Below are 14657 nucleotides of genomic sequence, written 5' to 3' on the forward strand. Positions count from 1 at the left end.
GCCGACGCCCCGAAGGGCAGATGGACGAATCGCGCCGAGGTGCATTGGGTGCGCAATGGTTAGAGGGGGTGAGAGCTCCCGCTACCCGTTGCCCACCATGGTCGATCTTCCATCAGGTCAAGACCACTCGAGCGGCCCGTCGCCCGACGAACTCTCGAGGCGGGTGAGGGGCGACCAGCTCCTGTCGGTGCAGCGCAGCGTGCGCGCCGTGGTGCCCTCGGGCATGGCCGTGGGCTGCGTGACCGCCGGGGTCGCGCTCTATGCCTCGGCCCACTGGGCCGGGCCGGCTGCATGGCTGATGCTGGTCGTGCTGTCGAATGCCTACCGCGCCTACGTCTGCCGCTCGCTGCGCGCGGTCGAACGGGCCGTGGCCCGCATGGACGAGCGCGAACTCGCTCTGCGCTTCCGCCGGATCACCTTGTCGTCCCTGCTGTCGGGCTGCGTGTGGGCACTGCTGCCGCTGTTCTGCGACAGCGGGAACCCCTCGGAGACGCTGTTCTTCCTGACCATCGTCTGCGGCGTCTGCGCCGGCTCCGTGATCTTCAGCGCGGCCTATGCCCCGGTGCCGATCGTCTTCGTGACACCCGCGCTGGCCGCGGTCACCGCGTGGCTGCTCCATGCCGGCGGCTTTCATCACGATGCGCTGGCGGCGATGGTCTTCGTCTACCTGTGCACGCTGGTCTACGCCTCGCGGCGCGGCGAGCGCGCGTTCCGCGCCAGCAGCCGGCTGAAGAACGAGGCGCTGTTCATGGCGGCCGAGCTGCAGCGCACCCATGCCGAGTCCACGCGCGCGACGCGCGAGCTGGACTTTCGCGCCAACCACGACTCGCTGACCGGCCTGCTCAACCGCGAGGGCTTCGCGAAGGCGGCCGCGCGCTTCGAGGCCGCGCAGGCGGGCGTGGCGCCGCATGCCGCGCTGATGCTGGACCTCGACGGCTTCAAGGCCATCAACGATGCCTTCGGCCACAAGACCGGCGACCGCGTGCTGCAGGACGTCGGCCAATGGCTGCAGCAGCGGCTCTCGCAGCATGACGCCGTGGTCGGCCGCTGGGGCGGCGACGAGTTCGCGGTCTTCTATCGCCCGCGTGGCGCGGCCGATGCGCCCGAGCACGTGGCGCAAGGGCTTATCGACTCGATCGGCCATGCCACCTCGCACTACGGCGGGCAGCTCGGCGTGAGCGTGGGCATCTGCACCAGCCTCGAACGCTCGGCCGAGGAGATGCTGGCCTTCTCCGACGAGGCGCTCTACGAGGCCAAGCGGCGCGGGCGCAACCGCTGCCACCGCTTCGACGAGGTGCTGCACGGCCGTCTGCTGCGTCGGCGCGACATCGAGCGCGACATGGTCGAGGCGATGGCGACGCGCGCCATCTGCGCCTGGTACCAGCCGATCCTCGCCGACCGCGGGCGGCGCCTGCACAGCCTCGAGGCCGTGCTGCGCTGGCGGCATCCGAAGCACGGCTGGGTCGCGCCCGGCGAGGTGATCTTCGCGGCCGCGAGCACCGGGCTGGCCGAACGCCTGCTGCGCCACATCCTCGAGGAGGTCTGCCATGGCCTGGTGCAACTTGGTGGCATCGGCGGCGCCTTCGCCGAACTGCCGGTGGCCATGAACGTGTCGCCGCGCGAGATGTCGCAGTTGCCGGTCGATGTCATTACCGCGCAGGTGCTCGCGGCCCACGGCCTGCCGCCGCAACGCCTGCAGATCGAGATCACCGAGGAGGTCGCGCTCGACACCTCGACCGCGCGCGCCCGGCTGCGCGCGCTGGCCGAGTCCGGCGTCGCGGTCGCGATCGACGATTTCGGTGTCGGCTACTCCTCGCTGGCCTCGCTGCGCGGCGAGCACGTGCACCAGGTAAAGATCGACCGCAGCTTCGTGTTCGGCCTCGATTCCTCGCCGGCCAGTTGCCTGATGGTGGAAGCGGTGGTGCGGCTCGGACGCTCGATGGACATCGAGGTGGTGGCCGAGGGCGTCGAGAGCCAGGAGGAGTTCGAGACGCTCGTGCGGCTGGGCTGTCCGCTGCTGCAGGGTTTCTATTTCATGCGGCCGGCGCCGTTGGGGCAGGTGGTGGCGTGGGCGCAGCGGCGCCAGGATTCTCTTCCCGTCACGATGGCATCGAGGTCCTGAACGATGGATGCGGGCAGCTTGCACGGAAGCTGTCGATCGACCCCTGCGTCGCCACCAACTCCTGCGCCAGCCAGCCCCTGAAAGCGCGCAGCGGCGGATAGTCCTTCTTCTCCGCCGGATAGACCAGGTAATAGGCCAGGTCCTCGCTGGCCATATGTCGATAGGGCACGGCCAGCCGGCCTTGCTCGATGTCGTCGGCCACGAGGAAATAGGGCGCGAGCCCGATGCCCAGGCTGGCTGTGACCACCTGCACGATCATCAGGTAGTGCTCGAACACCGGGCCCGGCGGCGTGTGCCCCATCTCCACGCCCAGGCTGCCGAGCCAGAAATTCCACGAGTCCATGCGCGAGGCCAGGTGCACGAGCGTGTAGTCCAGCAGCCGGCGCGGCTCGTCGAACGGGCCGTAGCGGCGCAGGAAATCCGGGCTGCAGATCGGCACCACCGCGTCCTGCAGCAGGAACTCCATCTCGGCGCCGCTCCATGAGGCCTTGGCGCCGAAATGAATGGCCGCATCGATGTCCTCGATGTGGAAGTTGAACGGCGACAGGTGGGTGGTGAGGTTCAGGATGACGTCGGGATGGCGCGCCGAGAAATCGGAATAGCGCGGCATCAGCCACCGGGCCGCGATGCTGGGCAGCACCGCGAGGTTGAAACGGCCGCTGCTGCGGCCCCCGGCCTTGAGCTCGACCGACGCGGCCTCGAGCTTGTGCAGCAGCGGCTGGATGCGCCGCAGGTACGCATCGGCCGCCGGCGTGAGCGTCAATCGCTTGCCTTCACGCACAAACAGCAGCGTGCCGAGTTCGTCCTCCAGGGCCTTGATGAGCTTGCTGATCGCGCCCTGCGTCACGCACAACTCGTCGGCCGCGCGGGTGAAGCTGTGGTGCCGGGCACTGGCCTCGAACGCGAGCAGGCACGAAAGGGAGGGCGTGTGGGTTCGCATTCAATGCATGAGCGTTGGTCATCAACCAAGGAGGAAAAATCGCTTTCGGCCGTGCAACGCAATTTTCATAATCGTCGCGGACACGCCGCATTCTAGGGAGAACAGGCGTAATTCCCATCGTTTCAGGCACGCCATCTTTCTCCGGATCCATGAGCAATGGAATTGGTGGCAACGCTGAATCGGCCGCCTTGGCATGGACCGCACAGGAGAAGAAATTGCCTCACGAGACATCGTTGCCCCGGGTCGTTCGCGCAGCCCGCGGGACCGAACTTCGAGCCCGCAGCTGGCGCACGGAAGGGCCGTTGCGCATGCTGATGAACAACCTCGATCCGGACGTTGCGGAGAATCCCGCGCAATTGATCGTCTATGGCGGCGTGGGGCGCGCGGCGCGAAATTGGGAGGCCTTCGATCGCATCGTCGAAACGCTCGAGCGGCTGGACGACGACCACACCCTGCTGGTGCAATCCGGCAAGCCCGTGGGCGTGTTCCGTACCCATGCGATGGCGCCGCGCGTGTTGATCGCCAATTCCAACCTCGTGCCCAAATGGGCCACGCAGGACCACTTCAACGAGCTCGAGCGCAAGGGCCTCATGATGTTCGGCCAGATGACGGCCGGCTCCTGGTTCTACATCGGCAGCCAGGGCACCGTGCAGGGCACCTACGAGACCTATTCGGAGGTCGGGCGCCGGCATTTCGGCGGCTCGATGGAGGGCCGATGGATGCTCACCGCGGGGCTCGGCGGCATGGGCGGCTCGCAGCCCCTGGCGGGGCGGATGACGGGGGCCGCGATCCTCGTGGTGGAGTGCCAGCAGAGCCGCATCGACATGCGTCTGCGCACCGGCTACCTCGACGTGCAGGCGCGCGATCTCGCGCATGCGCTCGAACTCGTCGACGAGGCACGTGCGCAGCGCCGCGGGCTGTCGATCGCGCTGTGCGGCAATGCCGCCGAGGTCCTGCCCGAGATCGTTCGGCGCGGCCTGTGTCCCGACGTGGTGACCGACCAGACAGCCGCGCACGACCTGCTGCACGGCTACCTGCCCGCCGGCTGGGACGTGGCGCGCTGGGAGGCTGCGCGCACGAGCGACCCCCGCGCGGTCGAGCAGGCGGCGCGCGCATCGATCGCGCTGCATGTGCGCGCGATGCTGGACTTCAAGGCGCGCGGCGCCGTGGTGTTCGACTACGGCAACAACATCCGCCAGGTCGCGCTCGACGAGGGCGTGACGCAAGCCTTCGACTTTCCGTCGTTCGTGGTGGCCTATGTCCGGCCGCTGTTCTGCGAGGGCAAGGGGCCTTTCCGCTGGGTCGCGCTCTCGGGCGATCCGCAGGACATCTACAAGACGGACGAGCGCCTGCGCGCCTTGTTCCCGCAAGACCAGGCGCTGGGCCGCTGGCTCACGATGGCGCGCGAGTGCGTCAGGTTCCAGGGCCTGCCCGCGCGCATCTGCTGGCTGGGCCTGGGCGAGCGGCATCTCGCCGGGCTCGCGATCAACGAGATGGTGCGCAACGGCGAGCTCAGCGGGCCGATCGCCATCAGCCGCGACCACATGGATTCGGGCTCGGTGGCCAGCCCGAACCGCGAGACCGAAGGCATGCTCGACGGTTCCGACGCCGTGGCCGACTGGCCGCTCCTGAATGCGCTGCTCAACACGGCCTGCGGTGCCGACTGGGTCAGCATCCATCACGGCGGCGGCGTGGGCATGGGCTATTCGATCCACGCGGGCATGGCGCTGGTGGCCGACGGCACGCAAGGCACCGACGAGCGCATCGCGCGGCTGCTCTGGAACGATCCCGCCACCGGCGTGATGCGTCATGCCGACGCGGGCTACGAGATCGCCGCGCGCACCGCGCGCGAGCGCCAACTGGACCTGCCTTCGCTGGCAGCCTGACTCTGAAGGAGCACGTCATGAAATGGACAAGGTACTTCCTGGCCCTCGGGCTCGTCGTCGGCGCGTCGATGGCCTCGGCGCAGAACAAGCACGTGGCGATCGCGAACATGGTCGACATTCCCCAACTGATCCAGGTCAAGACGGGGCTGGTGGACGCGCTGCGCGGCGCGGGCTATGTCGAGGGCCAGAACCTCAGGCTCGACTACCTGTCGGCGCAGGGCAACGCGGGCATCGCCACGCAGATCGTGCGCAAGTTCGTCGGCGAGGCGCCCGACGTGATCGTCACCATCACCACGCCGATGGCGCAGGCCGCCTTGTCGGCCACGAGGACGGTGCCCGTGGTCTTCACCGTGGTGACCGATCCGCTCGGCGCCAAGGTGGTCCCTTCGCTGAAGCGTCCGGGCGGCAACGCCACCGGCATCTCCGACCTCGCGCCGATCGAGCGGCAGCTGCGCCTGATCAAGGCCTTCATGCCGCAGGCCAGGCGCCTGGGGGTGATCTACAACACCGGGCTCGATGGCTCGCGCTACCAGATCGAGGTGCTCAAGCCGCTGCTCAAGGCCCATGGCATGACGCTGGTCGAGGCGAATGCGCCCACCTCCAACGAGGTCGGTTCGGCCATGCGTTCGCTCGTGGGCAAGACGGACGTGGTCTGGATTCCCAACGATCCGACCGTGTACGCGGCGCTCGAATCGGCGGTGCGCATCGGCCAGGAGCAGAAGATTCCCGTGTTCACGGCCGAGACTCGCACCGTGGAGCGCGGCGCGGTGGCCTCGATCGGCTTCGACTACAACGCCGTCGGCGAAGAGGCGGCCCGCCAGGTGGTCAGGATCCTCAAGGGCGCGAAGCCCGGCGATATCGACGTGGAAACGCCGCAGGTGTTTCGCACGGTCGTGAACCAGCGCGCCGCGCAGGCCGCGGGCCTGAGCATCCCGGACGACGTGGCCCGCCAGGCCAACATCGTCAATCGCTGAGGAGGGCGGGATGAATTTCTACGCCTTGCTGGGCGCGCTCGAGACGGGGCTGATCTTCGGCTTCGTCGCGCTCGGCACCTACATCACCTTTCGCCTGCTGAAGTTTCCCGACATCACGGTGGAGGGCAGCTTCCCGCTCGGCGGTGCCGTGGCGGCCGCATCGATCGTCGCGGGCGCCAACCCCTACCTGGCCACCTTGCTGGCCTTCGTCGCCGGCATGCTCGCGGGCTCGCTCACGGCCTTCCTCAATGTCCGGCTGCGCATCCTGCACATCCTCAGCGGCATCCTGGCCTCGGTCGCGATGTACTCGATCAACATGCGCATCATGGGGCGGCCCAACACGCCCTTGCTGGGCACGGACACGGTGTTCACGGGCCTGGGCACGCACTTCGCCGGCAGTGCCTATGCGGTGCCGCTCGTGCTCGTCCTGCTGTGCACGGCGATCGTGCTGCTGCTCAACCGCTTCCTCGCTTCCGAGACCGGGCTGGCCCTGCGGGCGACCGGCGCCAATCCGCGCATGGCGGCGGCCTACGGCATCCACACCGGCCGCATGACCTGGCTGGGGCTCGCCATGGCGAACGGACTGTCCGCCCTCGGCGGTGCGCTTTTCGCGCAGACGCAGGGCTCGGCCGACGTCAACATGGGCGGCGGCGTGGTGGTCGTCGGCTTTGCCGCCGTGATCGGCGGCGGGGTGCTGATCAGGAACACGACCATCGTGCGCGCGACCTTGTCCGCGCTGGTGGGCGCCGTGCTCTACCGCATCGCGGTGGCGCTGGCCCTGGACGTCGACAGCATCGGGCTCACGCCCTCGGACCTGAACATGGTGACCGCGGCGCTCGTGGCACTGGCACTGGTCGCGCCCGGCGTGGGCCTGGCCGGCGCGCTGCGCGGGAGAAAAGCATGATCAGGGTCGAGAAGCTCGATGTCGTCTTCAACGCAGGTTCCGCGCTCGAGAACCACGTGCTGCGCGGCCTGTCGCTGGACATCCCCCAGCAGCAGTTCATCACGGTGATCGGTTCCAACGGCGCCGGCAAGTCGACCTTGCTCAATGTGCTGGCGGGAGAGACGACCCCCACCGGCGGGGCCGTCACGATCGATGGCGAAGCCATCGCCGGCTGGCCGGTCGCGCGTCGCGCCGGTGCCATCGCCCGCGTCTTCCAGGACCCGCTGGCGGGCACCTGCGAGGAACTGACGATCGAGGAGAACATGTCCATCGCGCTGGCGCGTGGCCATGGGCGCGGACTGGGTCACGCGGTGACGGCGCCTCGGCGCGAGCGCATACGCGCGGCGCTGGCCCGGCTCGGCCTCGGCCTGGAGAACCGGCTGCACGACCGCATGGGCCTGCTCTCGGGTGGGCAGCGCCAGGCGATCAGCCTGCTGATGGCGTCGCTCAACGAATCGAAGCTGCTGCTGCTCGACGAGCACACGGCCGCGCTCGATCCGCGCACCTCGGAGTTCGTGATGAAGCTCACCGACGACCTCGTGCGCGAGCTCAAGCTCACGGTGCTGATGGTCACGCACAGCATGCGCCAGGCGCTCGATCACGGCGACCGGACCATCATGCTGCACCAGGGGCGCATCGTCTTCGACATCGCCGGCAGCGAACGCGAGCGGCTCGATGTTCCGGACCTGCTGGCGCTGTTCTCCCAGCGCAGCGGCAAGGAACTCAGCGACGACAGCCTTCTTCTGGGATGACCCTCTCATGACCCAACAACAACTTCTGAATGGCCTGCGCATCGTCGACCTGTCGCGCGTGATGTCGGGGCCTTACTGCACCGCGCTGCTGGCCGACGTGGGGGCCGAGGTGATCAAGATCGAGACGCCCGTGACCGGCGACGATTCGCGCCACTTCGGCCCCTTCGTCGACGGCCGCAGCGTCTACTTCTCCTTGCTGAACCGCAACAAGAAGAGCGTCACGCTCAATCTCAAGGACGAGCGCGCGCGCGAGATGCTGTATGCGCTGATCGACACCGCCGATGCGGTGGTCGAGAACTTCCGCCCCGGCGTCGCGCAGCGGCTGGGGGTGGACTACGAGACGCTGAAGGCGCGCAATCCCTCGCTGGTGTACCTGAGCATCTCGGGCTTCGGGCAGCAGGGCGAATTCAAGGGGCGGCCGGCCTATGACCTGATCATCCAGGCCATGTCCGGGCTCATGAGCACCACGGGCCGTCCCGGGCAGGAACCCACCTGCGTGGGCGACTCGGTGGCGGACCTCGTGACGGGCCTGTTCGGTGCCTGGTCGCTGATGACGGCGCTGTTCGCCCGCGAGCGGGACGGGCAGGGACGCCAGATCGATCTGTCGATGTTCGATGCGATGCTGGCCCTGCAGCTCACGAGCGCGAGCCGCCTGTTCGCCAGCGGCACGGCGCCGCAGCGCGTGGGCAACCGCCATCCCGTGACCTCGCCGGTGGACTGCTTCGAGGCCAGCGACGGCTGGGTGGTGATCGTGGTCAGCAACGACGGCTTCTTCCGCCGCTTCGCGCCGTTGATCGGCAAGCCCGAGTGGGTCGAGGATCCGCGCTTCGTCGACAACCCGCAGCGCGCGCGCAACGAGCCGGCGCTGAAGGCGGCGATCACGGCATGGTCGCGCGAGCGGACCGTGGACGAGGTGGTCCAGGCCTGCCTGGAGGCCGACGTGCCCGCGGGCCCGGTCTGGGATCTGCAGCAGGCCCATGCGCAAGCCGCGCGGCAGGATCGAGGGCGCGTCGCCCAGGCACAGGATGCAGAGCGCCCCTGGCCGTTCGTGCTGCAGCCGGCCGTGTTCTCCTCGGGGGACCCGGCGAAGGTCCAGGCCGACCCCTTGTTGGGCGCGCACACCGACGAGGTGTTGCAGGGCATCGGCATCGCACCGGCGGATCTTGCGCAACTGCGCGCGCGGGGGGCCGTATGAAGGCGTGGATCGTCAGGGACACCACCCAGCCTCCGGAGCTCATGGAGATGCCGCTGCCGCATCCCAAGCCGGGCCAGGTACTGGTACGGGTGGCGGCGGCCGGGCTCAACTTCTCGGACGTGCTGATGGCGCGCGGCGCCTACCAGATCCGGCCGCCGCTGCCCTTCACCCCGGGCCAGGAGATCAGCGGCATCGTCGAGAGCGTCTCGGGCGGTGGCGCCTTCGGCCCCGGCGACCGGGTCGCCACCAAGGTCCTGTGGGGCGGCTTCGCGCAGTTCGCGGTGGCCGAGGCCTCGTGGCTGGTGCGCGTGCCCGAGGAGGTCCCGCTGGCCGAGGCCGCCGCGCTGCCGGTGGTCTGGCCGACCGCGTGGATCGCCCTGTTCGCGCGCGCCCGGTTGCAGGCCGGCGAGACGGTGCTGGTGCACGCGGCCGCCGGCGGGGTCGGGCTGGCGGCCACCCAGCTCGCGGTTCGGGCCGGTGCGCGCGTCATCGCCACCGCGGGTGGCCAGGACAAGCTCGCGCGCTGCAGGGAGCGCGGGGCTTCGGTCTGCATCGACTACCGCGAGGACGACTGGGTCGAGCAGGTGATGCAGGCCACCGGCGGCAAGGGCGTGGATGTGGTCATCGATCCCGTGGGGGGCGATATCACGGACCGCAGCGTCAAGTGCCTGGCCCACGGCGCGCGCCTGTGCCTCGTGGGTTTCTCGAGCGGGCGCATTCCCGAGATCCGCGCCAACCGGCTCCTGCTCAAGAGCGCCTCGGCGCTGGGCATCTACTGGAGCCATGAGCGCGACCTGCCGTTGATCGGGCAGGCGCTGGACGACGTGCTGGCGGGTTTCAGGCAGGGGCAGCTGCATGCCGACGTGGGCGGCCGCTACGGCTTCAGCGAGTTGCCGCGTGCCTTGAGCGACCTGCAGGAGCGGCGCACCTTCGGCAAGCTGGTGCTTCTGCCCGACGCAAGCGCCTGACCCCGTCCCCGTTGCCGGTGGCGCGAAGTCCGCGCCAAAACGGCCTGCCCGCCGACGCGTCCCGTCCCGCGGCGCCCCTACGATACCGCCCTGGACAGGCGTATCGAGGGATGCGCCCAGCACGCGGACGCACTCATGAAGAACAGCGAGACACATGGCGGGCCCGGCACCGCACTGCAGCATGGCGGGCATTTCCGGCCGGACGGCACGCCCGCCGCCGCGTTCCTGCGCGAGCACGACTGGACCCGCTCGGCGCTCGGGCCGCCCCAGGGCTGGGCGGGCGCACTGCGCCACGCGGTGTCGCTGATGCAGGACTCCGCGGTGCCGATGTGGCTGGCGTGGGGCCCGCGGCTCGGCATGGTCTACAACGAGTCCTACGCCCGGATTCTCGGGGGCAAGCATCCCCGGGCCATGGGGGCGCCGCTGGCCGAGGTCTGGGCGGAGATCTGGCCCGACGTCGGGTCGCTGGTCCAGACCGCCTTGTCCGGCAGCCCGGTCTATCGCGAAGACCTGCCGCTCGTGGTGAACCGCGAGGGTCGCGAGGAACAGACCTGGTTCACCTTCTCCTATGCGCCGCTGCGCGACGAACGAGGCGCCGTGCATGGCCTTCTGTGCACGGTCTGGGAAACCACCGACAAGGTGCTGACCCAGCGCCGGCTGGCCGTGGAGGAGGACGAGGCGACGCGGCGCCAGGCGCAGCGCATGGAGACCGAGGAGCGCTACCGGCTCGCGGTGCTGGCCACCAACGACGCGGTCTGGGACTGGCGCCTGTCCGACGGCCACGTGGTCTGGAACCAGGCGCTGACCACGCTGTTCGGCCACACGGAGGAAGAGACCAGCGCCGACTGGTGGCTGGACCACATCCATCCCGAGGACCGCGAGCGCGTCGAGACCGGCATCCATGCGGTGATCGACGGCGGCGGCACGGCCTGGACGCAGGAATACCGCTTCCTGCGCAAGGACGGCAGCCATGCCGCGGTGTTCGACCGCGGCACGGTGCTGCGCGACGCGCAGGGCCGGCCGCTGCGCATGATCGGTGCCATGCTCGACCTGACCGAGCGCAAGGCGGCCGAGCTCGCGCTGCGCGAGAGCCACCGGCAGTTCCGCACCCTGTTCGAGACCATCGACGAGGGCTTCTGCGTCATCGAATTCCTCGACGGCCCGCACGGGCCGATGAGCGACTACATCCACGTCACGGCCAACCCGGCCTACCTGGCCAATGCCGGCATTGCCGACGTGGTGGGACAGCGGGTGCGCGAGATGGTGCCCGACGAGGCCGACGGCTGGGTCGACATCTACCGCCGCGTGCTGCTCACGGGCGAGCCGGTGCGCTTCGAGCGCGAGCTGGTGCGCACCGGCCGCTTCCTCGAGCTGGCCGCCTTCCGCGTCGAGCCGCCCGAGCGCCGCCAGGTCGCGGTGCTGTTCCAGGACGTGACCCAGCGCCACCGCGCCGAGCGCGCGCTGCTCGAGCTCAACGACTCGCTCGAGCACCGCGTGGCCGAGGAGGTCGCGCAGCGGCTGAAGACCGAGGAGGCGCTGCGCCAGGCGCAGAAGATGGAGGCGGTGGGCCAGCTCACCGGCGGCATCGCGCACGACTTCAACAACATGCTCGCGGTGGTGATCGGCTCGCTCGACCTGCTGGGGCGCCAGCTCGCGGCCGACGACGTTCGCGCCCGGCGCTACGTCGAGGCCGCGCGCGACGGCGCGAAGCGTGCCGCGCTGCTGACGCAGCGGCTGCTCGCCTTTTCGCGCCAGCAGCCGCTGCGCCCCGAGTCGCTCGATGCCAACCGGCTGGTGGCGGGCATGTCGGACCTGCTGCGCCGCTCGCTCAGCGGCGCGATCCAGCTCGAGACCGTGCTGGCCGGCGGCCTGTGGCGCACGCATGCCGACCCCAACCAGCTCGAGAACGTGATCCTCAACCTCGCGGTCAACGGGCGCGACGCCATGCCCGACGGCGGGCGGCTCACCATCGAGACCGCCAACACCCACCTCGACGAGCGCTATGCGGTCGAGCACCTCGGCCTCTCGGCCGGGCAGTACGTGATGATCGCCGTCAGCGACACCGGCTCGGGCATGCCCGCCGAGGTGGTCGCCAAGGCCTTCGATCCCTTCTTCACCACCAAGGAGGTGGGCCGCGGCACGGGGCTGGGCCTGAGCCAGGTCTATGGCTTCGTCAAGCAGTCGGGCGGCCACGTGAAGATCTATTCGGAGGTCGGCGAGGGCACGGCCGTGAAGGTCTACCTGCCGCGCCTGCTCGGCGCGCCCGCCGAGGACGAGAAGGCCGAGGCCGCCCCCGATGCACCGCTGGGCGGCACCGAGGAGCTGATCCTCGTGGTGGAGGACGAGCCCGCGGTGCGCCAGCTGACGGTGGCCGCGCTCACCGAGCTCGGCTACCGCGTGCTGCAGGCCGACGGCGCCGCGGCGGCGCTGAAGCTGATCGACGCCCATCCCGAGATCCAGCTGCTGTTCACCGACGTGGTGATGCCCGAGACCAACGGCCGCAAGCTGGCCGACGAGGCGCTGCGGCGGCGGCCCGGACTCAAGGTGCTGTTCACCACCGGCTACACGCGCAACGCGGTGGTGCACAACGGCGTGCTCGACGCGGGCGTGCACCTGATCGGCAAGCCCTTCACGATCGAGGAACTGGCGGTGCGGGTGCGCGAGGTGCTGGACGCGTCCTAGGCTGCGGCGCGCACCGCGAGCCAGTCGAACAGCTGCGAGGCCGGCAGCGCGCGCGAGTACAGGAAGCCCTGCAGTTCGTCGCAGCCCATCGTCAGCAGGATGTCGCGCTGGATCTCGTTCTCGACCCCCTCGGCCACCACGCTCAGGCCCAGCGCATGCGCGAGCCGGATCACGGCGTCGACCACGGCGCGCGAGTCCTCCTTGGATTCGAGGTCCTGCACGAAGCTGCGGTCGATCTTGACCTGGCGCGCCGGCAACCGGCGCAACTGGCTCAGGCTCGAGTAGCCGGTGCCGAAATCGTCGATCGACAGGAACACGCCCACGGCCGCGAGGCCCTCGAAGGTGCGGTGCGTGGCGCGGATGTCCTCCATCGCCACCGACTCGGTGATCTCGCACAGCAGCAGCGAGGCCGGCACCGCATGCCGGGTCAGCGCGCGCTCGACGCGCTCGACGAAATCGACCTCGCGCAGCTGCATCACCGACAGGTTCACCGCCACCGGCATCGACAGGCCCTGCGCGCGCCACAGCGCGATCTGCCGGCAGGCTTCGTCGAGGATCCAGTCGCCCAGGCGCACGATCATGCCGAAGCGCTCGGCCAGGCCGATGAACTGCGCGGGCCCGATCAGGCCGAGCTCGGGGTGGTTCCAGCGCACCAGCGCCTCCACGCCGCTGAGCGAGCCGTCGCGCCCGTCCATCTTCGGCTGGTAGTGCAGCTCGAACTGGTTCAGGTCGACGGCCCGGCGCAGGTCGCTCTGCAGCCGCAGCTGCGCCGCCACGTCGGAGCCCATGTGCGATTCGAACATCACGTAGTTCGCGCCGCCGGCGCGCTTGGCGATGTACATCGCGGCATCGGCATTGGCCACGAGCTTGTCGGGCTCGCCCTGGCCCGGGTAGACCACGATGCCGATCGAGCAGGCGATCTGCAGCGGCTTGTCCTGCAGCGAGAAGGGCTCGGCCAGCCGGCGCAGCGCGCGGTTGGCTACCTGCGCGGCCTCCGCCGCGTCGCTCACGCCCTCGAGCAGCAGCAGGAACTCGTCGCCGCCGATGCGCGCCACCGTGTCGCCGTCGCCCGCGACCTCCCCGAGCCGCCTGGCCGCGGCGCGCAGGATCTCGTCGCCGGCCGCATGGCCGAAGGAGTCGTTGATCGGCTTGAAGCCGTCGAGGTCGACGAACAGGATCGCCACGCGTTCCTTCACCAGCGGCTGGTTGACGCGCGCCATGCGCGCCAGCGCGTGCTGCAGCCGGTCCTCGAACAGCACGCGGTTGGGCAAGCCGGTGAGCGCGTCGGTGAAGGCGTAGCGCTGCAGTTCGCGGTTGGCCTGCGTGAGTTCGGCGTTGGCGTTCTCGAGCGAGTTGGCCAGGCGCTGCGTGACCACCTGCATGCGCCCCTCGAGGATCGAGCCGAGCAGCGTGCCCAGCAGCAGCACGCACGAAGCCAGCACCACGATCACCGTGAGCCCCGCGCCGTGCAGTTCGTTGGCGCTCAGGCAGACCGAATCGGGCGCGAAGTTGGCCGCGGCCATGCCGGTGTAGTGCATGCCGCAGATCGCGATGCCCATCACCAGCGCCGCCAGCAGTTGCACGGCGGGGCGCCGGGCGGTGCTCACGCGGCCCAGGTTGCGCATGATGAGCAAGGCCGCGGCGGAGGCTCCGACGCCCACCAGCGCGGACAGCGCCACGATCACCGGCTGCCACAGGATGCCGGGCGCCATCTGCAGTGCCGCCATGCCGATGTAGTGCATGCCGCAGATGCCGCCGCCCATGACCAGCGAGGCCACGCCCAGCCGCCCGAGGCTGTAGTTGGGCCGGCTCGCGACCCATAGCGCCACCCCGGAGGCCGCGACCGCCGCGACCCACGACAGGAAGGTGTACCAGCCCGAGAAGCCCAGCTCGATCGGCAGCGTGAAGCCCAGCATGCCCACGAAATGCATCGACCAGATGCCCGTGCCCAGCACCACCGAGCCCACGCTCCACCACAGCGGCCGGAAATCCCCGGCGCTCCCGCGCATGCGCCGCGACAGGTCGAGGGCGACGAAAGAGGCCAGGGTGGCGATCAGCAGCGAGGCCGCGACGATCAGCGGGTCGTGGTGGGAAGGGAGAAAGAGAGACGGCGGGTTCACCGCCCGAGTATCTCGCGAGCCTGTAACAGAGTCCTGTCGCGGGGGCGAGTGGCCCTGCGGTGGGCCCGAGTTGGA

General features: G+C 69.7%; 10 protein-coding genes. 8 read left to right on the plus strand and 2 right to left on the minus strand.

Annotation, left to right across the window (positions count from 1 at the left end; genetic code table 11):
* Positions 1–163: 163 nt before the first annotated feature.
* Positions 164–2122 carry a putative bifunctional diguanylate cyclase/phosphodiesterase gene (locus KV106_RS16980; protein WP_261211231.1) on the plus strand — a complete coding sequence of 653 codons (1959 nt, stop codon included), beginning with the start codon at positions 164–166 and terminating at the stop codon, positions 2120–2122.
* On the opposite strand, the gene KV106_RS16985 is transcribed toward KV106_RS16980, so the two are convergent.
* On the minus strand, positions 2100–3062 hold the full coding sequence (locus KV106_RS16985) for a LysR substrate-binding domain-containing protein (protein WP_261211233.1): 963 nt from the start codon (positions 3060–3062) through the stop codon (positions 2100–2102). The genes KV106_RS16980 and KV106_RS16985 overlap by 23 nt on opposite strands.
* A 149-nt stretch (positions 3063–3211) precedes the next feature.
* Between KV106_RS16985 and hutU the strand changes: the two genes are divergently transcribed.
* The 7 genes from hutU to KV106_RS17020 all read left to right on the plus strand — a co-directional run bounded on the left by hutU (position 3212) and on the right by KV106_RS17020 (position 12462).
* Positions 3212–4948 (plus strand): urocanate hydratase, encoded by a 1737-nt coding sequence (hutU, locus tag KV106_RS16990; RefSeq protein ID WP_261211234.1) that lies wholly within the window; start codon positions 3212–3214, stop codon positions 4946–4948.
* A 17-nt stretch (positions 4949–4965) separates the two neighbouring features.
* Entirely contained in the window at positions 4966–5922 is a 957-nt protein-coding gene (locus KV106_RS16995) for an ABC transporter substrate-binding protein (protein ID WP_057598460.1), read from the plus strand.
* A gap of 10 nt (positions 5923–5932) precedes the next feature.
* Positions 5933–6826, plus strand: coding sequence for an ABC transporter permease (locus tag KV106_RS17000; protein WP_057594666.1), 894 nt, complete (start codon positions 5933–5935; stop codon positions 6824–6826).
* Positions 6823–7617: an ABC transporter ATP-binding protein gene (locus tag KV106_RS17005; protein ID WP_261211237.1), complete on the plus strand. Its 795-nt coding sequence runs from the start codon at positions 6823–6825 to the stop codon at positions 7615–7617. The genes KV106_RS17000 and KV106_RS17005 overlap by 4 nt, the downstream gene beginning before the upstream one ends.
* A 7-nt stretch (positions 7618–7624) precedes the next feature.
* The gene (locus KV106_RS17010; protein WP_261211239.1) at positions 7625–8812 is read left to right on the plus strand and encodes a CaiB/BaiF CoA transferase family protein; all 1188 of its coding nucleotides are present in this window, start codon (positions 7625–7627) and stop codon (positions 8810–8812) included.
* A 47-nt stretch (positions 8813–8859) separates the two neighbouring features.
* A complete protein-coding gene (locus tag KV106_RS17015; protein ID WP_261211241.1) occupies positions 8860–9780 on the plus strand; it encodes an NADPH:quinone oxidoreductase family protein in 921 nt (306 codons plus the stop codon).
* Between the two features lie 135 nt (positions 9781–9915).
* A complete protein-coding gene (locus KV106_RS17020) occupies positions 9916–12462 on the plus strand; it encodes a hybrid sensor histidine kinase/response regulator (protein WP_261211243.1) in 2547 nt (848 codons plus the stop codon).
* Here the strand turns inward: KV106_RS17020 and KV106_RS17025 are convergent.
* Positions 12459–14582 carry a putative bifunctional diguanylate cyclase/phosphodiesterase gene (locus KV106_RS17025; protein ID WP_057594671.1) on the minus strand — a complete coding sequence of 708 codons (2124 nt, stop codon included), beginning with the start codon at positions 14580–14582 and terminating at the stop codon, positions 12459–12461. The genes KV106_RS17020 and KV106_RS17025 overlap by 4 nt on opposite strands.
* Positions 14583–14657 lie beyond the last annotated feature (75 nt).

This window comes from Variovorax endophyticus, from assembly GCF_025376855.1.
GTDB lineage: Bacteria > Pseudomonadota > Gammaproteobacteria > Burkholderiales > Burkholderiaceae_C > Variovorax.